The 25194-nt window shown below is 41.5% G+C and carries 24 protein-coding genes and 1 pseudogene; 23 read left to right on the top strand and 2 right to left on the bottom strand.

From position 1 onward, the window contains the following. Window positions 1–59 precede the first annotated feature (59 nt). On the top strand, window positions 60–896 hold the full coding sequence (gene trpA, locus B5F34_RS10200; RefSeq protein ID WP_087338293.1) for a tryptophan synthase subunit alpha: 837 nt from the start codon (window positions 60–62) through the stop codon (window positions 894–896). Here trpA and B5F34_RS10205 read toward each other — a convergent pair. Continuing rightward, window positions 842–2317 (bottom strand): clostripain-related cysteine peptidase, encoded by a 1476-nt coding sequence (locus tag B5F34_RS10205; RefSeq protein WP_239448916.1) that lies wholly within the window; start codon window positions 2315–2317, stop codon window positions 842–844. The genes trpA and B5F34_RS10205 overlap by 55 nt on opposite strands. A 38-nt stretch (window positions 2318–2355) precedes the next feature. Continuing rightward, the gene (locus B5F34_RS10210) at window positions 2356–2754 is read right to left on the bottom strand and encodes a hypothetical protein (protein ID WP_087338298.1); all 399 of its coding nucleotides are present in this window, start codon (window positions 2752–2754) and stop codon (window positions 2356–2358) included. 736 nt (window positions 2755–3490) lie between these two features. Between B5F34_RS10210 and B5F34_RS10215 the strand changes: the two genes are divergently transcribed. The 22 genes and pseudogenes from B5F34_RS10215 to B5F34_RS10320 all read left to right on the top strand — a co-directional run. Beyond that, window positions 3491–3997: a UpxY family transcription antiterminator gene (locus B5F34_RS10215; protein WP_239448917.1), complete on the top strand. Its 507-nt coding sequence runs from the start codon at window positions 3491–3493 to the stop codon at window positions 3995–3997. Continuing rightward, entirely contained in the window at window positions 3994–4860 is an 867-nt protein-coding gene (locus tag B5F34_RS10220; protein WP_087338304.1) for a hypothetical protein, read from the top strand. Before B5F34_RS10215 ends, B5F34_RS10220 begins: the two co-directional genes overlap by 4 nt. Window positions 4861–4945: 85 nt before the next feature. Next, the gene (locus B5F34_RS10225; protein ID WP_087338307.1) at window positions 4946–5590 is read left to right on the top strand and encodes a sugar transferase; all 645 of its coding nucleotides are present in this window, start codon (window positions 4946–4948) and stop codon (window positions 5588–5590) included. Between the two features lie 187 nt (window positions 5591–5777). Then, window positions 5778–7121 (top strand): lipopolysaccharide biosynthesis protein RfbH, encoded by a 1344-nt coding sequence (gene rfbH, locus B5F34_RS10230; RefSeq protein ID WP_087338310.1) that lies wholly within the window; start codon window positions 5778–5780, stop codon window positions 7119–7121. 8 nt (window positions 7122–7129) lie between these two features. Then, window positions 7130–7909 (top strand): glucose-1-phosphate cytidylyltransferase, encoded by a 780-nt coding sequence (rfbF, locus tag B5F34_RS10235; protein WP_087338313.1) that lies wholly within the window; start codon window positions 7130–7132, stop codon window positions 7907–7909. A 75-nt stretch (window positions 7910–7984) separates the two neighbouring features. Further along, window positions 7985–8236 (top strand): hypothetical protein, encoded by a 252-nt coding sequence (locus tag B5F34_RS10240; RefSeq protein WP_087338316.1) that lies wholly within the window; start codon window positions 7985–7987, stop codon window positions 8234–8236. Beyond that, window positions 8224–8520, top strand: coding sequence for a type II toxin-antitoxin system RelE/ParE family toxin (locus tag B5F34_RS10245; protein ID WP_087338318.1), 297 nt, complete (start codon window positions 8224–8226; stop codon window positions 8518–8520). Before B5F34_RS10240 ends, B5F34_RS10245 begins: the two co-directional genes overlap by 13 nt. Window positions 8521–8635: 115 nt before the next feature. Continuing rightward, window positions 8636–9709, top strand: coding sequence for a CDP-glucose 4,6-dehydratase (gene rfbG / locus B5F34_RS10250; RefSeq protein ID WP_087338321.1), 1074 nt, complete (start codon window positions 8636–8638; stop codon window positions 9707–9709). A 143-nt stretch (window positions 9710–9852) separates the two neighbouring features. Beyond that, on the top strand, window positions 9853–10743 hold the full coding sequence (locus tag B5F34_RS10255) for an NAD(P)-dependent oxidoreductase (RefSeq protein WP_087338324.1): 891 nt from the start codon (window positions 9853–9855) through the stop codon (window positions 10741–10743). A gap of 48 nt (window positions 10744–10791) precedes the next feature. Then, on the top strand, window positions 10792–11727 hold the full coding sequence (locus B5F34_RS10260) for an NAD-dependent epimerase/dehydratase family protein (RefSeq protein ID WP_087338326.1): 936 nt from the start codon (window positions 10792–10794) through the stop codon (window positions 11725–11727). 26 nt (window positions 11728–11753) lie between these two features. Beyond that, entirely contained in the window at window positions 11754–13199 is a 1446-nt protein-coding gene (locus B5F34_RS10265; protein WP_087338329.1) for a flippase, read from the top strand. Beyond that, window positions 13177–14181, top strand: coding sequence for a glycosyltransferase (locus tag B5F34_RS10270; protein WP_087338332.1), 1005 nt, complete (start codon window positions 13177–13179; stop codon window positions 14179–14181). Before B5F34_RS10265 ends, B5F34_RS10270 begins: the two co-directional genes overlap by 23 nt. Before the next feature lie 3 nt (window positions 14182–14184). After that, entirely contained in the window at window positions 14185–15306 is a 1122-nt protein-coding gene (glf, locus tag B5F34_RS10275; protein ID WP_087338336.1) for a UDP-galactopyranose mutase, read from the top strand. Between the two features lie 2 nt (window positions 15307–15308). Next, window positions 15309–16148 (top strand): DUF4422 domain-containing protein, encoded by an 840-nt coding sequence (locus B5F34_RS10280; protein WP_087338339.1) that lies wholly within the window; start codon window positions 15309–15311, stop codon window positions 16146–16148. A 38-nt stretch (window positions 16149–16186) separates the two neighbouring features. Continuing rightward, entirely contained in the window at window positions 16187–17389 is a 1203-nt protein-coding gene (gene wzy / locus B5F34_RS10285) for an oligosaccharide repeat unit polymerase (RefSeq protein ID WP_087338342.1), read from the top strand. Continuing rightward, the gene (locus tag B5F34_RS10290) at window positions 17353–18423 is read left to right on the top strand and encodes a glycosyltransferase family 4 protein (protein ID WP_087338345.1); all 1071 of its coding nucleotides are present in this window, start codon (window positions 17353–17355) and stop codon (window positions 18421–18423) included. Before wzy ends, B5F34_RS10290 begins: the two co-directional genes overlap by 37 nt. Window positions 18424–18463: 40 nt before the next feature. Continuing rightward, window positions 18464–19549 carry a glycosyltransferase gene (locus B5F34_RS10295; protein ID WP_087338348.1) on the top strand — a complete coding sequence of 362 codons (1086 nt, stop codon included), beginning with the start codon at window positions 18464–18466 and terminating at the stop codon, window positions 19547–19549. A 211-nt stretch (window positions 19550–19760) separates the two neighbouring features. Further along, on the top strand, window positions 19761–21128 hold the full coding sequence (locus B5F34_RS10300) for an alginate lyase family protein (protein ID WP_343224308.1): 1368 nt from the start codon (window positions 19761–19763) through the stop codon (window positions 21126–21128). Window positions 21129–21172: 44 nt separating this feature from the next. Next, window positions 21173–22381 (top strand): UDP-N-acetyl-D-mannosamine dehydrogenase, encoded by a 1209-nt coding sequence (gene wecC, locus B5F34_RS10305; RefSeq protein ID WP_087338354.1) that lies wholly within the window; start codon window positions 21173–21175, stop codon window positions 22379–22381. An 8-nt stretch (window positions 22382–22389) separates the two neighbouring features. Beyond that, window positions 22390–23550, top strand: a complete 1161-nt coding sequence (gene wecB / locus B5F34_RS10310; RefSeq protein WP_087338357.1) for a UDP-N-acetylglucosamine 2-epimerase (non-hydrolyzing) — start codon at window positions 22390–22392, stop codon at window positions 23548–23550. After that, complete coding sequence (locus B5F34_RS10315) at window positions 23547–24737, top strand: glycosyltransferase family 4 protein (RefSeq protein WP_087338360.1); 1191 nt, start codon at window positions 23547–23549, stop codon at window positions 24735–24737. Before wecB ends, B5F34_RS10315 begins: the two co-directional genes overlap by 4 nt. 125 nt (window positions 24738–24862) lie before the next feature. Then, a pseudogene (locus B5F34_RS10320) lies at window positions 24863–25194 on the top strand (hypothetical protein); the annotation flags it as partial.

Here is a 25194-nt window from a genome sequence, read left to right on the forward strand (position 1 = left end):
TCACAACTCCGCGCTGAACATGAATTTTAATCAAGCTCTAAACTCAAATACAAAAAGCAATGAAGAATCGTATCCAGAAACTTTTCGAGAACAAATCCGGCCATATACTTTCCATCTATTTCTGTGCCGGTTGCCCCACCTTGGAAAATACAACCCGCGTCATACGTGCCTTAGCACAAAACGGTGTGGACATGATAGAAATTGGCATCCCCTTCAGCGACCCTATGGCAGACGGCATTGTCATCCAAGAGGCAGCCACCCAAGCGCTGCGCAACGGCATGACACTCCACCTGCTGTTCGAACAGCTGAAAGACATCCGGCAGGATGTACATATTCCGCTTATCCTGATGGGCTATCTTAACCCCATCATGCAGTTTGGCTTCGAAGCTTTTTGCCGGAAATGCACCGAATGCGGTATCGACGGTGTCATCATTCCAGACCTGCCGTTCCGCGAATACGAAGAGAATTACAAAGCTACAGCCGACAGCTATGGCATCAGAATCATCATGCTCATCACGCCCGAAACCAGCGAAGCACGCATCCGTGAAATCGACGCACATACCGACGGATTCATCTACATGGTGTCGAGCGCTGCGACCACCGGTGCCCAAAAGGATTTCGACAAGGCCAAACAGGATTATTTCCGTAAAGTACAGGCCATGAACCTGCGCAATCCACGTATGATAGGCTTCGGCATCAGCAACCGGCAGACTTTCGAAGCAGCCTGCGCCAACGCCGCCGGTGCCATCATTGGCAGCCGCTTTGTCAGCCTGCTGAATGAAAAGCAAGGTGATGCAGGAGCTGCCATCCGTACACTGAAAGAAGAAATCGGCGAAATCCCTCACCAGCCTAACCGGGACAGTCCGGCAGCCTCATACCACTCGGTAGAACGGTAGGCCTCCGCAGCTTCAGAAGTGACAGAAGCCGGAATATAGTGCGATACTCCGCAAGTCCCTTCCATGGAAAACAAGCCTCCCGACGAAGAATAATTCATCGGTGTGGTACCCCAATAGGCAACTACAGCGTCGAAGGCTTGTTTCCAAACTTCAAAGTCGTCTTCAGGCAACAGGAGTGACATCATTTCCACATAATCGTAATAGCCTACCTTGCTCAATGAGGAACGGCGGTCATAGCTGAACACCTCTTGCAGCGAACTGACCTCTACCGGCTCCTCCGGCAATAATTGCCGGGTAGCGGAAGCCAACGCCTCCAGTCCATCTGTCTTTACAGCACAGATAGACGCACCGGCTGTCCAGTTACTGTTGCTCAGCCCCTCGCCTGCCGCATATTTCTCTTCATACACTTCATAATAAGTGCGTGCTATCTCTACCGCAGCCCCCTGTATAAACATGTAAGGAAGAATCCGGTCATAAGGTGCTCCCGGGCCGGGGGTTTCGGTAGGAGAAGCCACGTAATAATCCGTATAATGCCGCAAGGCGTATGCCACTTCTACAGACTGCATGAAACAGGCATCAAACATGATAAAGTCAAAATGAGGAGCATACTGCAATATCTGCACAAAATCAGAGAGATTCATCCGGTTATCTCCATCCCCCGTATCCTGCCCAATCCAACGGGTAGACGGTACGGGATAAGGAATCCACCCGTCGCAATGAGACCAATAGACCAGCCCATAACTCTCAGACTGATAATCGGGATTGGAAAAGACATCGCCAAAAACCTCCAAAGTTTCGGCTACCCCCGTCGAATTACGGGCCCCATATTCCTTGATGGTCTTCTCCATCGTGACCCCGTCTTGCGAAGAGATTTCTACCAGCTTGGCATCGTCACCTCCCAAATCGGCATATACCAGCAGATGCAGGGAACCCGAAACCACCGAAGCCATGCCTTCTTTCATTTCCTCCATATCCTGCTTGGCAAAAGACGCCAGATTATTATCGCCGGCAATATAGACCAGCACCGTACGCTTCTCTTTATCCGCAGGGTCATCTTCAGGAAGTTTCTGGGCTACATAAACCGTACAGGAAGCAGTAAACCCGCCATCATGGGTAGTGGCAGTCACCGTAGTCTGCCCTGCTTCACAAGCCTCCAGGACGCCTTCTGTACTGACTGTTACCACATTTTCATCGGCAGACTCCCAAAAGACCTGTCTATTCGTAGCATTTTCCGGCAATAGGGTAGCTGTCAGCTTAGCAGTCTCACCTACCCCCATCAACAGCATATCGTGGCTCAAAGTGATACCTTCAACCGATACGACAGCTTCATCTTGTTCACACGAAACCAGCGTTCCGCAAAGAAGCAGCAAAAAGAACAAACTTATTTTGAAATGGCTACGTGTCTCCATCATTCTTTCCATGTAAGCAGGCTCAAAAGTTTGCGGCAATTACAATCGGCTTATTCTTCCGGTTTTCTGAAAGAAAAATCGGATGTCTGTATATTCTTCAACACATAAGTGTTTCCTTTCTCATAGCGCTTGTATATTTTCGAAGCTTCCTTCTCCAATTTCGAACGGCTTTCAGAGAAATAAATGGCACACGTATAGTCCAGCTTGTTTTTCTCATATTCCAGATAGTTCTTCATCTGGTAAGCATAAGACACACGACCTGGCAAAAAGCCGTTGTTGTCCAGCGCTACGCTGTCCAATAGCTGAACTTCGGTAAAATAAACCACTGAATCCTTAAAAGATGCTCCGACTCCAAAGACATACACAGGTTTCTCCTTCTTCTCCAAAGTGAAAGCCGAACACAGCACAACAGCCAGCATGGCACATAAACACATCCGAATATACTTCATGATACAATATTTATTTATTCATTAATTAATAATTCAAAATCCAGCAAACAAATTGGGCTACTGCCCAACTTAAAAGAGACTTTGCAGCCGCAAATATAGCAAAAAAACAGACGCTCATGCAGATAAACAGTTATTTACTGAATAAACTTAACTTTAAAGCCCGAAACATTAACTTTAAGAAGTGATATATTAAAGATTGGCGGATTGTATGCAGCATTCTGTCCGTAGAAGTTTTTCCACTCAGACTTGCGGAAATCGAACGCTTCAACAAAGAGAGAAGAATAAATTTACTCCATCTCTTGGTAAGAGATGTATTAATTCGGCAACAAAATTAGATAAAAAGATGGTAGTGAACAAATTTCAGTCGTCTTTTTTAAAAGATTTCTGTTTTTTTGCTAAGCAGTGCATAACCAACTGCTTAACAGTTTTCTCTTTAATGTTGCCATAATGTTCTTATCCACAGCAGATTGGGCAAAACGATACATCTCTTACCAAGAGATGGAGCAAATTCTCTCATACAGTATCAGTTTTCATATACTGCCTTGCAGGGGTTGCTCGCTTTCTTTTTCAAGGAATCTTCCGTTCCTCTCCATTTCCACCGGAACGGTTACAATTGATTGAAAATCAGGATTATATGCTGATTTCAAAGCCCCAGGAGAATATCCCTTTCTCAGATAATAGTCTATCGGCAAATGCTCTATCTTCCCCGCAGGAAGAAGTTCAGCAATGGTATGCCATGCGCGCTACCTACCGCCGGGAATTGGAAGCTGTCCGACGACTGGAAGCTGCAGGCATGGGTTGCTTTATCCCCATGCAATACCACTTCCGTCTGAAGCGTGGCCGACGTGTACGCGAACTGGTGCCCGTAGTACGCAATCTGCTCTTCGTACATGCCCGTCCACGAGAACTGCAAAAGATGAAACGGGAATTGTTTTATCTGCAGTACATCACCGATACGCGCAGTCACGAGAAAATCATCGTCCCCGACATACAGATGCAGCGCTTCATCGCCGTGGCAGGTACCTACAGCGACCAGCTTCTCTATTTTCAGCCTGGCGAACTGAACCTCTCCAAAGGAACCAAGGTGCGCATCACCGGTGGAGAATTTGCTGGCTACGAAGGCACTTTCCTCAAGGTGAAAGGTGCCCGCGACCGTCGCGTAGTCATCGCCGTCGAGGGAGTCATTGCCGTAGCACTGGCTACGGTACACCCGGACCTGATAGAAGTAATCAAAGAGAAATGACTGTCCTGCTTTCCCTTATCCGCGAACTGCCGGCCTACCTTGCTGCCCCTGCCCCCTCGCCTTCCTGCCTGCTTTCGCTGGTACGGACATGCACGGCCTTATACCGACTGCTTTCCTCTGGCACACAACTGCCGGAAGCGGGAGACAGGCAAACTTACACCTTACTGGCCGACCAACTTTTTAGGGCTGTCAGTCAGCGGCTGGAAACGGCTCACTGCGACAGCCTGCATACGCGTGCCCTGCTGACGGAAGCGCTTTATTCGTTGTTGAGGGAGACCGGCAGGTGCTACGATACTTCACGAGCGGAAGTATGCGATGCCTACGTGGCAAAACTGATGAACGCTTATACAGAAACAATGCCATCCGACAGTGCAGGAATTCCTTTGCAGACCGCTGTGTGCCGTGTACTGGAGTCCTTTTTCTACCCCGAAGCCTGGGAAGAAGATGAATGGTTCATGCTCCTGCGGTCTACCCTGGCAGACTGGTGCTCCAGCCTGTCACCAGAAGGCATCTGGGAAGAATTGCCCATGGAAGAGGCATGGCGCCGCCTGGAAGTACTGAACCGTTACTCTTATCTTTTCAGAGACGGAGAATTTGACAGAAAGACAGAGCGAACTTTTCGCCGTTACTCTCAATCATTACGTTCGGATTTTACGTCTGCAACAGTCTGGGAAGCTTTCCTGGATGCAACTTTGCCGGAACACCTTTATGTGCCTTCTTCTCAATTATTGTTTTGCGCCATTAAAAATATGGCACAGCAGGCACGAATCCTTGAGGCAGGAAGTGATGCGCGCCTGCAATATCTTTCCTATGCCATGGCCGGTGAATGGGGAATACAAGCCGCAGGCTTCCCGGACGTTTGACAGACGGCTGGAGTACGGTATGAACAGAATTCTTCATTGAGACGGGAGACTACAACAGATTTCCTGCTTAACTAACATTGAAAATATGGAATCGACTACAGACGTACAAAAAGACGACCGTTATATTTGCGACGGTATGAACGGTTTTGAGCGAAACGTCAAACGTTTTGGCGATTGTATCCTGGCCTTGATAGCATTGGTTATTTTCTCTCCGCTTTTTCTGATCTGCTACATTGCGGTGAAGCAGGAAGACGGCGGTCCTGCCATATTCAAGCAGGAACGCATCGGCCGTTTTGGTCGTCCGTTTTATATTTATAAGTTTCGCAGCATGCGTCTGGACGCTGAGAAGTTCGGTCCTGCACTTTATAAAAGCGGTCAAGACCCCCGTCTGACGAAAGTGGGCAAGTTCCTTCGCGAACACCATCTGGATGAACTTCCCCAGTTGTGGAATGTTTTCATTGGTCAGATGGCCTTTATCGGTCCCCGTCCCGAACGCAAGTTCTATATTGACCAGATTATGGAACGCGATCCCCGTTATCGCTATCTTTACCAGATTCGTCCCGGTGTCACTTCATACGCCACCTTATATAACGGTTATACGGATACCATCGACAAAATGCTCCGCCGCCTGCGTTACGACCTGTTTTATCTGGAGCACCGTTCCTGGCTGTTCGATTTCAAGATATTGGTCATGACGTTTATGAACATTGTATTTGGGAAGAAATTTTAAAAATAGAGGTCCATCCAGACAAGTTACCACTCCAAATATAAACAAGATGCGGATATAAAACCTCAGGTTTGTTGAGCTAAAAGTCACAGTTAGCGTTCTAAAATGGCATTTTAGAGACGCCAAATGGCATTTGGTGAAATCAACTGCAATGAAGCTGTAAATGGGTGTTGTTTTTAATGTTTATGATATGTCAAGAAAAGAAGACTTGAAGCAAGAGATTCTGGCTTTAACCAAAGAATACTATGCTGAAGTGCATGGTCAGAAAAAAGCTTTTGAGCCGGGTAAGACCTTTGTCAATTACGGAGGCCGTTATTTTGATGAAAAAGAACTCGTCAACTTGGTGGACTCTTCTTTGGATTTCTGGCTGACGGCAGGTCCGTGGGCTCATAGATTCGAGAAACGTTTTGCCGAGTGGCTGGGAGTAAAATATTGTTCTCTGACCAATTCCGGTTCTTCGGCCAACCTGCTGGCTTTCTCTGCACTGACGGCACCGGAATTGGGCGAACGACGCATCCGGCGTGGCGATGAAGTGATTACCGTGGCCTGCGGTTTCCCCACAACGGTGACTCCCTGCATCCAATATGGAGCCATTCCGGTGTTTGTGGATATGACCGTTCCCGAATACAACATCAATGCTTCGCAGTTGGAAGCAGCTTATTCATCGAAAACCAAGGCTGTGATGATTGCCCATTCTTTAGGTAATCCGTTTGACTTGCAAGCCGTCCGCGACTTCTGCGACCGCCACCGGCTCTGGCTGGTTGAAGACAACTGCGATGCATTGGGTTCCACTTATCTGATTGACGGTGAAGAGAAGAAAACCGGCACTATCGGCCATATCGGCACAAGCAGTTTCTATCCTCCCCACCACATGACAATGGGTGAAGGCGGTGCAGTCTATACCAACGACCCGCTGTTGCACAAGCTGGTCAACTCCTACCGCGACTGGGGACGCGACTGCTGGTGCATGGGTGGCGTAGACAATACATGCGGTTGCCGTTTCACCGGACAATTCGGTGAGCTTCCTGCCGGTTATGACCATAAATACGTGTATTCCCACTTCGGCTACAACTTGAAGGTAACAGACATGCAGGCAGCCATCGGCTGTGCCCAATTGGAAAAGCTGGACCATATTGTAGAAGCCAGACGCCGTAATTTCTCCCGGCTGCACGAAGCGCTGGAAGGAACGGAGGGACTGATATTGCCGGAAGCACAGAAGAATTCCCGTCCCAGCTGGTTCGGTTTCCTGATATCCGTAAAAGAAGATGCACCTTTTACACGCAACGAACTGGTGACTTACCTGGAAGGACGGAAGATACAGACCCGCAACCTGTTTGCCGGTAATCTGCTGAAGCATCCCGCTTTCGATGAAATGCGCCGTACCGGTGAAGGTTTCCGTGTGGTCGGTGAACTGAAAAACACCGATTTCATCATGAACAATACGTTCTGGATAGGCGTCTATCCCGGCATGACGGATGAAATGCTGGACTTCATGGCAGACACCATCAAGGAATTTGTGAGAAATCATCAATAACCTCATTTATGAAAGCAGTCATTCTTGCCGGTGGCCTCGGCACCCGTTTGAGCGAAGCCACCAACCTGATTCCCAAACCCATGGTGGAAATCGGAGGCAAACCGATTTTGTGGCACATCATGAAGACCTACAGCCATTATGGCATCACGGACTTCATCATCTGCTGCGGTTACAAACAGTATGTCATCAAAGAATATTTTGCCAACTATTTCCGCCACAACAGCGACATGACCGTGGATTTGTCCAACAATACGACCACCGTTCTTGACAATCACTCGGAAAACTGGCGGGTGACCCTGATAGATACGGGGCTGAATACCCAGACAGGAGGACGCGTTAAACGCATACAGAAATATGTGGGCGATGAACGTTTCCTGCTGACCTATGGTGACGGCGTCACCGACCTGAACATAGCCGACAGCATTGCCGCCCACGAGCGTTCCGGGGCGGCAATCTCTCTGACAGCCTATAAACCGGGCGGCAAGTTCGGTGCTCTGCAGATTGATTTGGAGACAGACCAGGTGCTTTCTTTCCAGGAAAAACCGGACGGCGACCGCAACTGGATCAATGCCGGTTATTTTGTCTGCGAACCCGAAGTGTTCGACTATATTCCTGCCAACGATGATACCTCTATCTTCGAGCGTGCACCTTTGGAGAACTTAGCAAAAGACGGCAAGATGCACGCCTATCGCCATACCGGTTTCTGGAAACCGATGGATACGTTGCGTGACAATACGGAATTGAATCAGATGTGGGATTCCGGCCAGGCTCCCTGGAAGGTGTGGTGAAGAAAACGACGGAGAATTTGTATTTGGAGATGGAATTTTCTACCTTTGCATAGTAGATTATAGCAAAAACGTATTATGAAAGTTTCAGAACCCGCACCCGCTTATGGGGCTTCCGACCTGCAAGGGTTGAAGAACCGCCTGATTGCCACCATTGACGCCAGTACCGATGAACGAAAACTGGAGCAATGCTGGGAACTGCTGCAAGGCAGCGACATGCCTTGCGTGTTCACCGATGAGGAGTTTGAAGAAGAGCTGCGCTTGTCTGAAGCAAGCGGATTTTTGTCTGATGAAGAGGTGAGAGCCATGTTTGCCAAATGGATACGCTAAAGATTAAATGGCATAAAAGAGCTCAAGTGTATTTTGATTCCATTAATACGTGGTATCTGCATAATCTTGGCGAGCAGGCTGCATCGCATTTTTCTAAAGATGTCCTTAAAACAACAGAATTGCTTTCTCATTTCCCTATGATGGGGACGGTGGATGCTTTCTATTCAAAAGGGAAAAGAATTTATTATAGTTTCCTGATTCATCCCAAATATCGTATTGTTTATCGTTTTACCAAAACGACTCTATACATTGTGGCCCTTCGTGCTACTGCCATGAAAGGTTAGGAATAAGTAACTGAACCACATATCCTATATCTGGCACTGAGTTGCGGAGTTACTGATTCTACTCTGTGCCTTTGCGTTTTCTGTCGAAATTCCTCATTCATCATTAATATTTAGTATGATAGATATCTTCAACGGCTTCTATCATGGGAAGCGTGTGCTTGTCACCGGCCACACCGGTTTCAAGGGCAGCTGGCTTTCCATCTGGTTGCACGAGTTGGGTGCCGAAGTCATCGGTATAGCCCAAGACCCTTATTCTGAGCGAGACAATTACGTGTTGTCCGGCATTGGCCGGAAAATAACAGCCGACCTGCGTGCCGACATCAGGGACGGTGAACAGTTGAAATCCCTGTTCCGCACCTGGCAGCCGGACATCGTTTTCCATCTGGCCGCCCAGCCCCTGGTGAGGTTGAGCTATGAGATTCCGGTAGATACATACGAGACCAACGTGATGGGTACCATTCATGTGTTGGAGGCCATCCGTGCTACAGACAGTGTGAAAGTCGGCGTGATGATTACCACCGACAAATGCTACGAAAACAAAGAACAAATCTGGGGTTACCGGGAGAACGAGCCGATGGGCGGTTACGACCCGTATTCCTCCTCCAAGGGAGCTGCCGAGATTGCCATTGCTTCCTGGCGCCGCAGTTTTTTCAACCCGGATGATTATGCCCGACACGGCAAAAGCATCGCCAGCGTACGGGCAGGCAACGTGATTGGTGGCGGAGACTGGGCTTTGGACCGCATCATTCCCGATTGCATCCGTGCGTTGGAGTCGGGCAATCCCATAGAGATACGCAGTCCCCGGGCCATCCGTCCCTGGCAACACGTGTTGGAACCCCTCAGCGGTTATTTGCTGCTGGCACAGAAAATGTGGAATGCCCCCGCAGACTATTGCGAAGGCTGGAATTTCGGTCCCCGCCCGGAAAGCATCTCCACCGTGTGGGAAGTGGCACAGAAAGTAATCGAGAACTACGGTAGCGGTACACTGAAAGATATCTCCAACCCTAACGCCCTCCACGAAGCCAAGCTGCTGATGCTGGACATCAGCAAAGCCAAGTTCCGCTTGGGCTGGGAACCGCGGATGAACCTGTCGCAGTGTGTGGCGCTGACAGTAGACTGGTATAAGAGGTACCGGCAGGAGGAGGTGTATGGGGTTTGTGTGGAGCAGATTGGGAGGTATCTGAAATGAGTCTGTTCTGAACCACGATTGAATTGATGCTCATGGTGTTTTCTTCTTATACTTTGGAAGCGAATTTCTTATCGCTTCTCACCGTGTTGCTTATACCTTCGGAGCGAACGGGTTATTTCTTAAAAAAATTCTTATTCTGATTTATGAATATTCTGATAACGGGAACGACAGGCTTTGTCGGTCGGCATCTTTATAAGAAACTGGCTGAAAAACATGACCTGTTTATTTTAGTGCGTCCTTCTACCGATTATAAAGAAGTGTGTGCAGAACATATTTATATATTTGAAGACGATATAGAGCATTTGGCGTGGTATCTGCGGGAAAACCATATTGATGGAATTATTCATCTGGCCTCCTTGTGTCTTGTTACGCATCAAAGTTCTCAAATTAAAGACTTGGTGCTTTCCAACATTTATCTGGGTACAGTTTTGTTGGAGGCAGCCAAATCGGCAGGTGTGGCATGGTTCTTAAATACAGGAAGCATTTGGCAGAACTATTTGGCTGCTGATGAAACAGACGAATATAATCCCGTTAATCTTTATGCGGCCACTAAGCAAGCTTTTCTTACAATGGCTAAGTATTACACCGAAACATCTCCTATGCGCTTTTGTACGTTGAAGTTGTGCGATACCTATGGTCCCGGTGATACCAGGGGAAAGGTGTTGTCCTTATTGAAAGGGATTGCCCAGAGTGGAAAAACATTGGATATGTCGTGTGGAGAGCAAAAATTGGATTTGTTGTATATAGATGACGTTGTGGAAGGGTTCATTTGCTTGATGAATTCCTTGAACGAAGGCACAAAATCATTGCGCCCTGAGTATGTGCTTACTTCCGGCAAGACAATGACATTGCGCGAGTTGGCTACGATCTATGAAAAAGTATGTGGGGTAAACCTGTCTATCAATTGGGGTGGCAGGCCCTATCGGGAACGTGAAGTCATGAATCCGTATCGTGGACACAAATTAGAGGGATGGACTCCGAAAATATCCATAGAAGAAGGTTTAGCATTGTTTAACAAATCAGGGGGGGGGTAATTTTAACTTAATAGTTAACAATTCCCAAAGTCTGGAAAGGAGGGCGGCATGAACGTTTCTTGTTCTTCCACCTCCACATCAGACAATCGTGAAACTTTGTATCTGATAGGTGGCAGCGGATTTATCGGCAAGAACCTGGTGCGCTGTCTTTCTCCTTATTATCGTATCATTGTTTTTGACAAGTATATTGATGCCGGTTATTTCATCAATTATCCGGATGTAGAGACAGTGACGATGGACCTGGCTACAGAGCGCATAGCCGAAACCTACCCGACACCTGATTATATCATCAACCTGGCCTCTATCGTTACAGCGACACGTGACTTATCCTTGTTTGATGCACTGATTACTTCCAACCTCAAGATACTACTCAATTTGTATGAACGTTTCAAAGGTGACAAATCTTTGAAGCTCTTTGTGCAGTTCGGCAGTTCGGAGGAATACGGTTCCGAAGGTTCTCCGTTTAAGGAAGAAAACCGGGAATGTCCCAATTCTCCCTACGCCTTGGTGAAGCAACTGACCACCAACACAGCTTTGATGCTATGTCGTAACTACGGTTTTCCTGTTCTGGTGGTCCGCCCCGGCAATCTTTTCGGACCGGGACAGAGCAAAAGCAAGTTCATCCCTTATGTCATTGATAGCTTGAAAAAAGGAACTCCCTTGGACGTATCTCCCTGCGGGCAAAAAAGAGATTTCATCTACGTAGATGATTTTGCAGCAGCCATTCATGGCTTGATGCAGCATGCAGAAGATTGCCGGGGTGAGATTGTGAATGTAAGCAGTGGCACGAGTATCGCATTGAAAGACATCATTGAGTTTTGCCGGAACTACCTGCATTCTGCGTCTGAGGTGCATTATGGTGCACTGCCGTATCGGGAGAATGAGGCGATGGATTTGAGGTGTGATGTGGGGAAGATGAGGGGGATATTGGGGCAAGAAAATAATCATACGATGAAGTATCTTAAACAGATGTGTAATGAATAATATAAACGTATATTAAGGAGACATACATGAGTTCGTCAATAAAGAAAAATATCGTTTGGAATGTTGTAAGAACAGCTATGAATTTGGCATTTCCTCTCATTACATTTCCTTATGTTACTCGTGTACTTGGTCCTACCTCTATAGGCTTGATTAATTATGCTTCTGCCATAGTTGCATATTTTGCTTTATTTGCAAACTTTGGTTTCCCAATATATGGCATAAGAGAAATTGCAAAGAACCGGAATAATAGAGAATTTTTATCAGATGTAAGTAGTGGAATTTTTACGAGTTCTTTGGTATTTGCATTAATTGTTGGTCTAATATATGTAGGATATGTTGTAACTTTTCAGCAGGAATATATTGCTTTATATATTGTTTTAGGACTTTCTATTGTTTTGAATAGCTTTAGTTTTGAGTGGTTTTATCAAGGATTAGAAGATTATAAATATATTACAATTCGGAGTTTTGTTATTAAATTGTTGTCTGTAATAGCACTGTTCTTTTTAGTAAGAAATGAAAATGATGTTTTATATTATGCGGGATTGACAACAATTGCAGCTTGTGCCAATAATATCTTCAATTTTATTCGCTTAAATCGATTTATAAGATTACGCATCTCTTTTAAAAATTGCTTTTATCATATACGTAGTTCGTTTTTTTTATTTTTTGGTACTCTTGCTGTATCTATTTATACATATTTGAATAGTATAATGCTAGGTGCATTGGCAGATGTAACATCCGTTGGCTATTTTACAACAGGTAATAAATTAATTCAGGTACTTCTTCAGGTAATCGCTGCTGTTACTGCTACAGTAATTCCGCGAATCTCTTTTTTAATTGGAACAGAACAGATAAATGTAGCTGTCGTATTACAAAAAAAACTACTCAATCTAATTCTTTATACTACCATCCCTTTGATGATTGGAGCTTTAGTCCTATCCGAGCCGATAGTACTGTTATTGGGTGGAAAAGAATTTTTACCTTCTGTTGAAATTGCAAGAGTACTTTCTTTACTAATTGTAGTGATTCCTCTTTCTAATTTTTTAGGCATGCAAATATTATATCCTATCCGTAAAGAAAAATATGGTACTTATGCCGTTATGTTAGGAGCATTGACAAATTTGATATTGAATTATTATTTCATAGCACATTGGGGATGTATAGGGGCAGCTATATCTACAGTATGTGCAGAGTGTGTGGTGACTATAGCTCATTATGGTTGGGCTCGACCATATATGTCACTGAAGATAAGTGACTTCATCTTACTTAAGCCATTGCTTGCTTCTTTAGTTATGGGCATTGCCGTGTTTTTGGTTTGGAAAATATTTTTAAATATATTTAGCTTATTTCTGTTGACACCTTTAGGATTTGTGTTGTATTGTCTCATTTTGAAAGCAATGAAAGATTCTAATTATGTGCGTGTAGAACAATTTATAATGAAACGAATTAATGAGAGACATCTTCGAATTTAAAAATAACTTTTCGGCCTATAGGGATGTAGTATCCGTACTTAAAATTGGGAATAAAGATTTGATTCCTAATCCTAAGGTATCCATTGTTATGCCAGTATGTAGTCACCCTGATTATTTTGAATTAGCTCTTAAGACCGCCATTAATCAGGACTATAATGGGGAATATGAAATTGTTATTGTTGACAATGATGATAGTCTGGAAATAACAAAAAATCAAGTTGTTGTAGAAAAGAATTATACGACCAATTTGTTGTATTACAAAAATGCAACAAATATAGGGATGTTTGGTAATTGGAATAGATGTATAGAATTAGCTCGTGCACCCTATATCGTTTTTTTACATGACGATGATTTATTGCTTACAAACGCGTTGTCCACTTTGATGTATATTCAGAAAAGTACAGGGGATAAGGCTATATTTACGGCTTTTCATACAATAAATGCCGAAGGAGAATTTATCAATAAGGCATCTGCTGTTTCAAGTAAATTCGGCATCTTTAAGTGTAAAAGTGTTTTTAGATATTCTTTATTTGATCAATTTTTGCATTCTGCAGGATTCGGCTGTGGTTGTCTGTTTTGTAAACAAAAAATGCTGGAAATAGGTGGATATGATCCTGAATTTTATCCTTCAGCAGATTATGCGCTTCAAGCCTGTTATACTTATAAATATGGATCGGTGTATTGTACTATTCCGACTTTTAAATACCGGGAAGCTGAAAATGAAAGTTTGAAAGTTTATCAGCAATTTGCTGAGGTTGATAGACATTTTCGTTCTTGCATGAAAAAACATCTTGTCATGCCGAAGTTTGTTTTAGATAGGATAATAAAAGCAAATTATAATATTTCAAAGATTCGCTTTTTAATAAGGTGGGGAAAACAAGACCCTTCATTGGTAAAAAAAATAAAGTGGAGTGATAAGGTTGTTATGCGCATAGCAAATATGATTGCAAATATGAAACACTACGAAATAAAGAGGTTTTAAGTAATGATTAAATACGACTATGTAGTGGTCGGTTCCGGACTGTTCGGGGCCACCTTCGCCTGCATGGCCCGTCGGCAGGGTAAGAAATGCTTAGTGATAGACAAACGTCCTCATTTGGGTGGGAATGTCTATTGCGAACGAAAAGAGGGAATCAACGTGCACAAGTACGGTGCGCATATCTTCCATACCTCCAACAAACAGGTCTGGGACTTTGTCAACTCCTTTACAGAATTCAACCGCTATACCAATTCGCCGGTGGCGAACTACAAGGGAGAATTGTATAACCTGCCCTTTAACATGAATACATTCTATCAGATGTGGCATGTCCGTACTCCCGAAGAAGCACAGGCCAAGATTACTGAACAAAAGGTAGAGGCTTTGCAGACTTTGGAAGGACGTGAGCCTGTCAATTTGGAAGAACAGGCCTTGGTATTGGTGGGTAAGGATATTTATGAAAAGCTCATCAGAGGCTATACGGAAAAGCAATGGGGACGCAGCTGCAAGGAACTTCCGGCCTTTATTATTAGGCGTCTGCCTGTCCGCCTGGTCTTTGACAACAACTATTTCAACGACACCTACCAGGGCATCCCCATCGGTGGATACAACAAGTTGATTGATGGCCTGTTGGAAGGCATTGAAACCCGAATTAATGCCGATTTCTTTGAAAATCGTACCTATTGGGAAAGTCTGGCAGATCGGATTGTTTTCACGGGCCAGATAGATGAGTTTTACGATTACCGTTTTGGTAAGCTGGAATATCGTACTGTCCGTTTTGAGGAAGAAACTTTGGATATGCCCAATTACCAAGGAAATGCTGTAGTGAACTATACGGAACGTGAGGTGCCTTATACCCGCATTATTGAGCACAAGCATTTTGAGATGTTCGGAGATGCGGTTTATCAATGTCCGAAGACTATCATTTCCAAGGAATATTCCACGGAATGGAAAGACGGAATGGAACCGTATTATCCGGTGAATGATGGGAAGAATAATGCGCTATATCAAAAATACAAGGAGCTGGCGGATAAGGAGGAGAAGGTGATATTCGGGGGGAGATTGGCAGAGTATAGGTATTATGATATGCATCAAATAGTGACAAAAAATTTGGTATTTAAATTTGATTAGCAATGGAGAAAGTAAAGATATTAGTCGCTTGTCATAAACCTTCTAAGGTCTTCCGAGATGATATTTATGCTCCTATTCATGTAGGAAAGGCCCTTTCTAATTATCAGATGAACATGATAGGGGATGATACCGGAGATAATATTAGTATAAAAAATTCAATGTATTGTGAACTGACGGCAGAATATTGGGGATGGAAAAATGTGAATGATATTGAGTATATAGGTTTATGTCATTATAGACGATATTTTGCTACTCGAATATCATTTAATAATATTGATACATTATTGGGAAAAAAATGCGATGTGATATTACCTGAACCAATTGTAGATCGCTTTTCTGCAGGGATACGCCTGTTGCACGGGGTTTGTGTGGAAGATATCAACATTTTCTTAAGTGTTATAAAAGAGCAGAGTCCTGAGTATTATTCATCAGCTTTGTCATATTTAAGACATAATAGATGGATTGGATTTAATATGTTTGTCATGAGGAAAAAATTGTTTGATGAATTTGCACAGTGGCAATTTTCTTTATTGCAGGTGATTGAAGAGTATGTGAAACTGTCTGAATATACTCGAATGAAACGTTTATTTGGTTATTTGGGAGAGGTTATGCTCGCTATATGGTGTTTACACAATAAACTGGAAGTATTTTATGATAAAGTAGTGCCATATCCAGACAGTAAAGTGTCATTATCTATGTTGAAGAGTGTTTTATATAAAATGTATAATAGTACAGCTTTCTTCTTTCAGAGGGAGGATTTGCATTGGCTGAATTCTCCTAGCATTATTGTGGGGTTAAAAAATGATGGCATTTATGATGAAGTGGGGCATCTAAAAAAGTGAGATAAGGTAAGAGAAATTGAACTGCAAAATCAATTCTTATGAAAATCATCCGGTTAGATACATATGGTGCTAAGTTGGTATTATTTGTGTATTTACTGGCAATAGGATTGAGTTATTTTTATACTATAGTTTATAAGGTTTATAATGGTGACTTTATTTCTAAAGATGTTTTGTTTTCAAATCATATCCTATTGTTGATTGCTATCTTGACCGCTTTACCTTATTTATTTGTATATAAATTATATAAGAGGTATAGAAAAAAGGAATTGCAGGATTGTCTACCCATGGAATTTAATATCATGCTTTTGCGGAATATCACGTGGGGGTTATTATTGCTTTCTATCATTTTACTTCTTACAGGGTATGGACAAATGGGGACATCAACAGGTATAGATGGTAGTATTTTATCGTATTTCCGTGCTGCGGTGTCTAAATTATTAGTGCGTCCTTGGGTGATTGCTTTTTTATTATTATCTCAGAAACGAAAAAATATTATAATTACAACTATCTTGTTTTTGATTCAATCATTGCTTGCTCATTCGTTAGGTGGCTGTTTTCAGTTATTTCTTATTCTATTGCTTAGATTAGGGGATAATTTTATAAATATTGTAAAACGATATTTTGTATTTATTTTAATTATATTATTGACATTTCCTGCTATCATCTCATTTGCTTATGATTTCCGTGCTCAATTGAGAGAAAATGAAATGTCAGAAGAAACTAAAACGGATATTATATTTGGTAAATTGTGTGGACGGATAAGTAGTTTCTCTAATAGTGCCTATATTTTGCAAAATTCATTACAAGTGGCTTATGATTCAAAAGATATTCCCTTCTTTTTTTACTTTTATGATACATTGCGTTTTTGGGGATATAGGCATGAATTCGGAAGTATCGGTAGTTATGTAGAAACCGCAATCAAACATTCAAAGATGGAATATAATCAAACTATGCCGGGAGTTCTTGGGATTTTTGCTATTTCATTCATAAAATCACCCTATACTTTTATTTTCAATTTATTGTATACTGTATTTCTTATGCTTATGATATTTAAGCTCGTTAGAAAAATATTTCCTAATGCTTCAAATATTGCATTCTTATTAATAATAGGATTTTGTACAAGTGGTGATATTTCCGAACTCTCAAATAGTATATATACATTAATAATAATGTGGTTTATATTGTCTTTGTCAAATAAAGTGTTATGGAAAAAAAGAAAATCTGTGTTTTATATCCAATAGGAGATTGTTTACATCCTATAACAGGAGGCCAGCTATATGATTCTTATTTGTTTAATAAAATAGCTTCTTTTGAGAAGCTACAAATTACATATTTTACAGATGCAGAGGTGGGACATATTAATAAATGGTTACTGCCGATTTGTATATGGAAGCATCGTTTGAAAATAGTGGATAGCTATGCTGTTTTATTGAATAGTGGTTGGTTCGCACAAGCATTAGTATTAATTCTATTGTTTAGAATTTTCTATCCTAAATTGAAAATTTGTATCATTCATCATCACTTCCGTTATCAGGAAATGTCAGGAATGAAGAAATATGTAGGATATGTTCTTGAGAAATGTTGCTTGGGATTGTCAACTGTTATAATTACTCCAAATTTGTATACTCGTTCAATTATTGAGCGAATCTTCCCCCATAAGAATATATTCTTTTTAGGGATGTCTTTCAAAAAAGAAAAACATCCTTGTTCCTGTTATGAAACAAACAGATTATTATTTGTAGGTACAGTATATCCGCGCAAAGGTATTGCTTATCTGCTGAAAGCTTTAGGGATAATGACTATAGAGGAACGGAAAGGTATTCAGTTAGATGTAGTCGGGAATTTAGTATCAGCAGATTATTACAATGATATGCAAGCCTTGGTATCAAAATATGGTTTAGAAAATATTGTGAATTTTGTTGGGCGAGTTTCAGATGCAGAATTAATTTCTTATTACTCTCAGGCGTATTGTTTTGTTTTTCCTTCGCTTTTAGAAGGTTACGGAATGGTACTGATAGAGGCAATGTCTTATGGGCTTCCTGTTATTGCATTTGATAACTCTGCTATACCTTATACTGTCAAGACAGGTAAAAATGGTATATTAGTAGAAAACAAAAATGCAGAAGCCCTTAAAGAGGCAATTTTATGTTTATGTAATAATACAGATTATCATCATAAACTTTGTAAAGGGGCATTGGAAACTTATCATAATACACGTTCTTTATCAGATTTAGATGCAGATATTGAAAAGTTTGTCAATATAGAATTGATCTAAAAATCTGAAAAATATTGATATTATTTAGATTTGATTATAAATGAAACTCTTGATGCTTTCTCCCGCAGAGTCTGTACATACACAACGGTGGTGTAAGGCTCTTTCGCAAAGAGGTATAAATGTAGTGCTGTTTAGTTTCTCTGCTTCTAAAAGTTCTTTCTATAAAGAATGTGGCATTACTGTTTACTCTTGCGATATTAATGCCCATACGATATGGCAGAAAAAGGCTTATTTGTTCACGCTGAGAAAATTGTGTAACGTAATACGAAGAGAACGACCAAACATAGTTCATGCACATAGAGCCTCTAGTTATGGACTTTTAGGTGCTTTAAGTGGATTTCATCCTTTCATTATTTCAATTTGGGGAGAAGATATCTATGAATTTCCAAGAAAATCATTCATATTTAGGTTGCTGCTAAAATTTGCTCTGCGAAAGGCGGATTGTTTATTATCGACTAGCTATGTTATGGCAAAAGAAGCAGCTAAATATACGAATAAGAGTTTTTCGATAACACCATTTGGTGTAGATACAAAATTATTCAGTCCTATGAACATTGCTTCTAAAGATCAATTTGTTATAGGAAATGTGAAAATTTTGGATTATAGATATGGCATTGATGTTTTAATTCGTGCTTTTAATTTAGTTGTTTTGGCGAATCCTAACAAAAAATTACTTTTACGTATAATCGGTGACGGTCCATGTCGAGAAAAATATGAGTCATTAACCGTGAAATTAGGAATAAAAGATAAAGTGGAATTTTTGGGAAAAATACCCAATGATAATCTTCCTAAGTATTATAATAGCTTTTCTGTTTCTGTTTTTGTTTCTATTTCTAATAGCGAAAGTTTTGGTGTTGTTGCAGTTGAGTCAATGTCATGTGGGTGTCCTGTTGTAACTTCTGATGCAGATGGCTTTACAGAGGTTGTTGAGGATGGAATAACAGGAATTATTGTTCCTAAAAAAAATGAACAAAAAACAGCTGAAGCTATACAAACATTTATAGATAATCCATCGCTTAGGGATACCATGGGTAAGGCCGGTCGCGAACGAGTATTGAAACTATTTGACTGGAATGATAATGTAAATACAATGTTGAAAGTATACAATTCTTTGCTAAAATCATAAATCGAGTTATAATTATTGCATGGAGTAGATGAAACTTAATCAGTTTTTACGTACGGTATTCTATCTGAGAAAAAGGCAAATTTATTATCAGTTAAAGTATAGACTTACACATATTAATTATATATTAAGCACTCTTTCTAAAATTAGTAACCTTAATTGTTCTAGTATAATTGTAAAACATAAGTGTTTACAGGATAAAGAGTTTTCTTTCTTGAATATAAAAAAGCCTTTTATAAGTTGGAATGATGCAAGTAATGGAAACCTTTGGGCTTACAATCTGAATTATATGGATTGGCTCCTCCAGAAAGAATTATCATTTGATGAAGGAGCAAAGTGGATAGATTGTTTTATTGATGATATTCGTTCTAATAAAGTTGCTTTAGCTCCTTATCCTACAGCTCTTCGTGGAATTAATTGGATCAAATTTATTAGTCTTCATTATTCACAAATTTCTCAAGAGCAACTACGCAGATGGGCTGATTCATTATATTCTCAATACTGCTTGCTGGAACAGAGGCTAGAGTTCCATCTTTTGGGCAATCATCTGCTGGAAGATGCGTATTCGTTGTTTATAGCTTCCTTATTTTTTGAGGATGTAAACATGTTTAAGAAAGCTTCCAGATTGCTATATCGTGAGTTGGACGAACAGATACTGCCGGATGGCGCTCACTATGAGCAGTCACCAATGTATCACTGCATTTTGTTGGATCGTTTATTGGATTGTTACAATTTCTCAATAGGGAATAGGAGGTTTGACGCACAAAAAGACTTAAATATCTTGCTGCGAGAAAAAGCTCAAGTCATGTTAGGACATTTGAATTCGTTAATATATCAAGATCATTCTATTCCGTTATTGAATGATTCTGCATACGGTATTTCTCCTTGTCCTGATGAGTTGTTTGATTATGCCGTTCGCTTAGCGATTGATTGGCATGAGATTCCACTGAAAGAATGTGGCTATCGAAAGTTGGTGAATGGAAAATTTGAGGCGGTAGTAGATATTGGAAATATTACCGCTTCGTATCAGCCCGGCCACTCTCATGCAGATACTTTCAATTATGAGCTTCGAATAAAAGGGAAACCATTTGTGGTGGATACTGGGATTTCCACTTACGACAAAACACCACGTAGACAATATGAGCGTGGAACCTCTGCCCATAATACGGTGACAATCGGAGGCAAAGATTCCAGTGAAGTATGGGGAGGCTTCCGTGTCGGGAAGCGGGCAAAAGTAACCATTTTGAAAGACAAACCTTATGAAGTAGTAGCTTGGCATAATGGTTTTGGTTCGCAAGGGAAGCATTTCCGGAAGTTTATTCTGGAGGAAGATGGCTTTAAGGTGGAAGATTCTGTTTCAACAAATAAGGAAGCGATAAGTTGGTTGCATTTGTCTCCGGAATCCAAAATCCTCTCTTACTCTAACGAACTGATAGTTACTACTATAGGAAACATTGATATTACAGGTGCTTCGAAAGTTGAAATCGCAGATGGAGAAGTATCAGTTGAATACAACCGTTTCCTTGCTGTAAAGATTATAAAAATTCATTTTTCTCATAAACTTTCTTATCAGATAGTATAAGAAGGAAATATATAGTTTCTAACCTCTATTGATTTTATAAAACAATGAAAGCATGTTTCATGGGTTTAGGCTATATCGGTCTGCCCACAGCCATCATTGCCGCCAAACATGGTGTGCAAATAATCGGAGTTGACATCAATCCCCAAGTAGTGGAAAAAACCAATCAAGGGCAATTGCATATCGTTGAACCCGGTATGCAGGAACTTTTGCAAGAGGTGATAACCAATGGGCAACTGAAGGCTTCGACTACACCGGAGGTAAGTGATGCTTATTTTATTGTAGTGCCCACGCCCTTTAAAGGTGGGAACCATGAGCCAGATATTTCATACGTAGAAGCTGCCACGCGTTCCGTTATTCCTTACTTGAAAGAGGGCGATTTGTATGTGATAGAATCTACATCTCCGGTAGGTACAACGGATAAAATGGCCAAATTGATTTTTGAATTACGTCCTGAATTACAGGATAAGATTTATATCGCTTATTGTCCGGAACGCGTGTTGCCTGGCAATGTAATTTACGAGTTGGTGCATAACGATCGTGTCATAGGTGGCATGAATGAGGTATCTACGGAAAAAGCCATCACATTTTATCGTCATTTTGTACAAGGTACTTTGCATCGTACCAATTGCAAGACTGCCGAGATGTGTAAACTTACCGAAAACTCTAGCCGCGATGTGCAGATTGCTTTTGCCAACGAACTTTCGTTGATTTGTGATAAAGCCGATATTAATGTGTGGGAATTGATAAACCTTGCCAACAAGCATCCTCGTGTCAATATTCTGCAACCTGGTTGTGGCGTTGGTGGGCATTGCATTGCTGTTGATCCTTATTTCATTACGGCAGAATTTCCAATGGAATCCAAGTTGATAGCTACTGCCCGTGAGATAAACAATTACAAGTCGTTCTGGTGTGCTGAGAAAATACAGAATGCTATGTTGCGCTTTGAGTTGGAACACCACCATAAACCAGTCGTAGCCATGATGGGACTTGCCTTTAAACCAGATATAGACGACTTGCGTGAAGCTCCCGCTAAATACATTACTACCAGAGTGATGCAAAGTTGTAACAATGCGGATATATTGGTGGTAGAACCTAATATCAAGGAGCATAAAGTTTTTAAGTTGACAGATTATAAAGAAGCATATGAACAGGCAGATATTGTAGTGTTTTTAGTTGCTCATACACCTTTCAAATCGTTACCTTATAATAATAGTAAAATCATACTCGACTTTTGTGGAATTTACAAGAAATAGAAGAGAGAATGAAGAAAATAATGCTTGTTTTCGGCACTCGCCCAGAAGCTATCAAAATGGCTCCTTTAGTGAAGGAGTTTCAAAAATATTCAGAAAAATTTCAGACTATAATATGTGTAACTGGCCAGCATCGCGAAATGCTGGACCAGGTTTTACATATATTTGAGATTGTTCCTGATTACGATTTGGATATTATGAAACAGGGACAGGACTTATATGATGTGACAACCCGCGTACTTCTAGGAATGCGGGACGTGTTGAAAGAGACACAACCAAATGTGGTGCTGGTACATGGAGATACAACAACTTCCACAACAGCGGCTTTGGCGGCTTTCTATCAACATATTTCCGTGGGACACGTGGAGGCTGGATTACGTACGCATAATATATACAGTCCTTGGCCAGAAGAAATGAACCGACAGTTGACAGGACGCATAGCTACCTATCACTTTGCCCCCACTCCTTTGAGTAAACAGAACTTATTGGCGGAAAGTGTTAATGAAAAGCGTATCGTGGTAACAGGCAATACGGTAATTGATGCCTTGTATATGGTGGTTGATAAAATAAAGAAAAATGAAGTATTGGATGTGGAGCTGAGTAGCACGCTGAAGCAGTCAGGGTATGATATCAAACGCTTGTCTAGTGGGAAAAAAATGGTATTGATTACCGGTCATCGCCGCGAAAACTTTGGCTATGGATTTATTTCCATGTGCAAAGCGATTAAGGCTTTGACAGAAAAATATCCGAACGTGGATTTTGTTTATCCAATGCACTTGAATCCTAATGTGCGTCAGCCTATTCATGAAGTATTTGGTAACGATTTATCCAATTTAGGTAATATGTTTTTTATAGAACCCTTGGAGTATCTGTCTTTTGTTTATCTGATGGAAAAATCTACCATAGTGCTCACTGATAGCGGCGGCATTCAGGAAGAGGCACCCGGTTTGGGTAAGCCGGTATTAGTGATGCGGGATACAACTGAACGGCCGGAAGCTTTAGAAGCAGGAACAGTAAAGCTTGTCGGTACAGATTATGGAAAGATAATAGCTGAAACTTCAAAATTGATAGAAAATGAAGTTTATTACGAGAAGATGAGTAAGGCTGTAAATCCGTATGGGGATGGATTGGCTTGTAGTAGAATTGTGCATTTTCTGAATCAGGAATCATGAAGATATTGATTGTTTCTCCATCTTATCTGCCAGAGATAGGGGCGGCTCCTTCGCGTATCACTAATATGGCGGAAGGGCTATCTGCTTTAGGTGTGAATGTGGAGGTTTTAACTTGCTTGCCTAATTATCCATATGGACGTATCTTTGAGGGATACCGAGGTATCTTTTCTAAAAAAGAGGTTGTTAATGGGATTACTGTTTTTCGATATTGGACGTATGCGACAGTATCAAAAAAACCTTTGATTCGTTTGTTTGGTATGTGCGCATTTTCTTTTACACTCTGGCGTTTTGCATTTAAATGGAAACGCATAAAATCTTATGATAAGATTATCATTCAAACCCCGCCTATTCTTTCTGCTGCTTCGGCCATGCTTCTTTTCCGTTGTTGCTATCGTAAAAAGGTATTGCTAAATGTCTCTGACCTATGGCCTTTATCTGCAGTTGAATTAGGGGCTGTAAAGGAAGGAAGCACATATTATCGGGTTATGGCTGGAATAGAACGCTTTTTATATCGTAAGGCTACGGCTTATCAAGGTCAAAGCCAAGAAATAGTAGAGCATGTCAGGCTATATGTTCCGGAAAAACAGTCATTTTTGTATCGGAATTTGCAACCAGGTGTTTTAACTGCTGTACATCCAGAACCACACCGTCCTCCTTTCAAAATAGTATATGCCGGTCTGTTGGGAGTTGCACAGAACATATTGGAACTGATCCAACAAATTAATTTTAAAGAACTCGGAGTGGAATTGCACTTATTTGGTGGAGGTAATCAAGCTCAAGAAATAGAAAAATTTTTGGATGGGGAAGATAGAGGTATTTTTTATCACGGTACTTTGCCTAAAGCACAAATGCGTGAGGAATTGATTCGTTATGATGCTTCTATTATTCCTTTGACTATTCCAATTAAAGGTGCGGTTCCTTCTAAATTATTTGATTTGTTGCCTTTAGGCATTCCTATTTTGTTTTGCGGAGGGGGAGAAGGAGAATATATTGTTAGGCAATATCAGTTGGGGTTGGTTTCTGCTCCTAGGGATTATATACAGTTATCTGAAAACATACGTGCTATGTCACAATTATCAGACGAAACCTATCTGCAAATGCGGAGAAATTGTTTAGATGCTTCACAGGGTGTATTTTCTTTTGAGAAACAATTAAATGCATATAAATTATTCTTAGACAAGGTATGAGTATGGATATATTGAGAAGTATATTTTGTGAGTTTAATCTGCGCTGTGTGTTTTTCCCATCGTCTTCTTCATAAATTCGTTATATTGTTATATATTTGCAAAAATAACCAATAACATTCCGCTTTATGACCATCATCGCCAATCCGATATACGATTCCGTGTTCAAGTTCCTGATGGAAGATGAACGTGCGGCAAAGGTGCTGCTTTCTGCCCTGCTGCAGCAGGAGGTGCATGACCTGAAGATGCGCCGCAATGAATATACCAATCTTAACCAGACCCGTATATCATTGTTCCGCATCGATTTCTCAGCCCGTATTAAGGATGCTGCGGGCAGGGAACAGTTGGTGCTGATAGAGCTTCAGAAGACCTGGCTGATGACGGAGACCCTGCGTTTCCGCCAGTATCTGGGCACCCAATATCTGGACATGGAGAATATCTCGTCGTCGGGGAGCGGGGC

Origin of the sequence: Mediterranea sp. An20, from assembly GCF_002160055.1 — a bacterium.
In the GTDB taxonomy this organism is placed as follows: Bacteria; Bacteroidota; Bacteroidia; order Bacteroidales; family Bacteroidaceae; genus Bacteroides; species Bacteroides avicola.

What these genes read in the sequence shown, in the direction of transcription:
- trpA (WP_087338293.1), top strand. Translation starts at nt 60, where the DNA reads ATGAAGAATCGTATCCAGAAACTTTTCGAGAACAAATCCGGCCATATA.
- B5F34_RS10205 (WP_239448916.1), bottom strand. Translation starts at nt 2,317, where the DNA reads ATGGAAAGAATGATGGAGACACGTAGCCATTTCAAAATAAGTTTGTTC.
- B5F34_RS10210 (WP_087338298.1), bottom strand. Translation starts at nt 2,754, where the DNA reads ATGAAGTATATTCGGATGTGTTTATGTGCCATGCTGGCTGTTGTGCTG.
- B5F34_RS10215 (WP_239448917.1), top strand. Translation starts at nt 3,491, where the DNA reads ATGCGCGCTACCTACCGCCGGGAATTGGAAGCTGTCCGACGACTGGAA.
- B5F34_RS10220 (WP_087338304.1), top strand. Translation starts at nt 3,994, where the DNA reads ATGACTGTCCTGCTTTCCCTTATCCGCGAACTGCCGGCCTACCTTGCT.
- B5F34_RS10225 (WP_087338307.1), top strand. Translation starts at nt 4,946, where the DNA reads ATGGAATCGACTACAGACGTACAAAAAGACGACCGTTATATTTGCGAC.
- rfbH (WP_087338310.1), top strand. Translation starts at nt 5,778, where the DNA reads ATGTCAAGAAAAGAAGACTTGAAGCAAGAGATTCTGGCTTTAACCAAA.
- rfbF (WP_087338313.1), top strand. Translation starts at nt 7,130, where the DNA reads ATGAAAGCAGTCATTCTTGCCGGTGGCCTCGGCACCCGTTTGAGCGAA.
- B5F34_RS10240 (WP_087338316.1), top strand. Translation starts at nt 7,985, where the DNA reads ATGAAAGTTTCAGAACCCGCACCCGCTTATGGGGCTTCCGACCTGCAA.
- B5F34_RS10245 (WP_087338318.1), top strand. Translation starts at nt 8,224, where the DNA reads ATGGATACGCTAAAGATTAAATGGCATAAAAGAGCTCAAGTGTATTTT.
- rfbG (WP_087338321.1), top strand. Translation starts at nt 8,636, where the DNA reads ATGATAGATATCTTCAACGGCTTCTATCATGGGAAGCGTGTGCTTGTC.
- B5F34_RS10255 (WP_087338324.1), top strand. Translation starts at nt 9,853, where the DNA reads ATGAATATTCTGATAACGGGAACGACAGGCTTTGTCGGTCGGCATCTT.
- B5F34_RS10260 (WP_087338326.1), top strand. Translation starts at nt 10,792, where the DNA reads ATGAACGTTTCTTGTTCTTCCACCTCCACATCAGACAATCGTGAAACT.
- B5F34_RS10265 (WP_087338329.1), top strand. Translation starts at nt 11,754, where the DNA reads ATGAGTTCGTCAATAAAGAAAAATATCGTTTGGAATGTTGTAAGAACA.
- B5F34_RS10270 (WP_087338332.1), top strand. Translation starts at nt 13,177, where the DNA reads ATGAGAGACATCTTCGAATTTAAAAATAACTTTTCGGCCTATAGGGAT.
- glf (WP_087338336.1), top strand. Translation starts at nt 14,185, where the DNA reads ATGATTAAATACGACTATGTAGTGGTCGGTTCCGGACTGTTCGGGGCC.
- B5F34_RS10280 (WP_087338339.1), top strand. Translation starts at nt 15,309, where the DNA reads ATGGAGAAAGTAAAGATATTAGTCGCTTGTCATAAACCTTCTAAGGTC.
- wzy (WP_087338342.1), top strand. Translation starts at nt 16,187, where the DNA reads ATGAAAATCATCCGGTTAGATACATATGGTGCTAAGTTGGTATTATTT.
- B5F34_RS10290 (WP_087338345.1), top strand. Translation starts at nt 17,353, where the DNA reads ATGGAAAAAAAGAAAATCTGTGTTTTATATCCAATAGGAGATTGTTTA.
- B5F34_RS10295 (WP_087338348.1), top strand. Translation starts at nt 18,464, where the DNA reads ATGAAACTCTTGATGCTTTCTCCCGCAGAGTCTGTACATACACAACGG.
- wecC (WP_087338354.1), top strand. Translation starts at nt 21,173, where the DNA reads ATGAAAGCATGTTTCATGGGTTTAGGCTATATCGGTCTGCCCACAGCC.
- wecB (WP_087338357.1), top strand. Translation starts at nt 22,390, where the DNA reads ATGAAGAAAATAATGCTTGTTTTCGGCACTCGCCCAGAAGCTATCAAA.
- B5F34_RS10315 (WP_087338360.1), top strand. Translation starts at nt 23,547, where the DNA reads ATGAAGATATTGATTGTTTCTCCATCTTATCTGCCAGAGATAGGGGCG.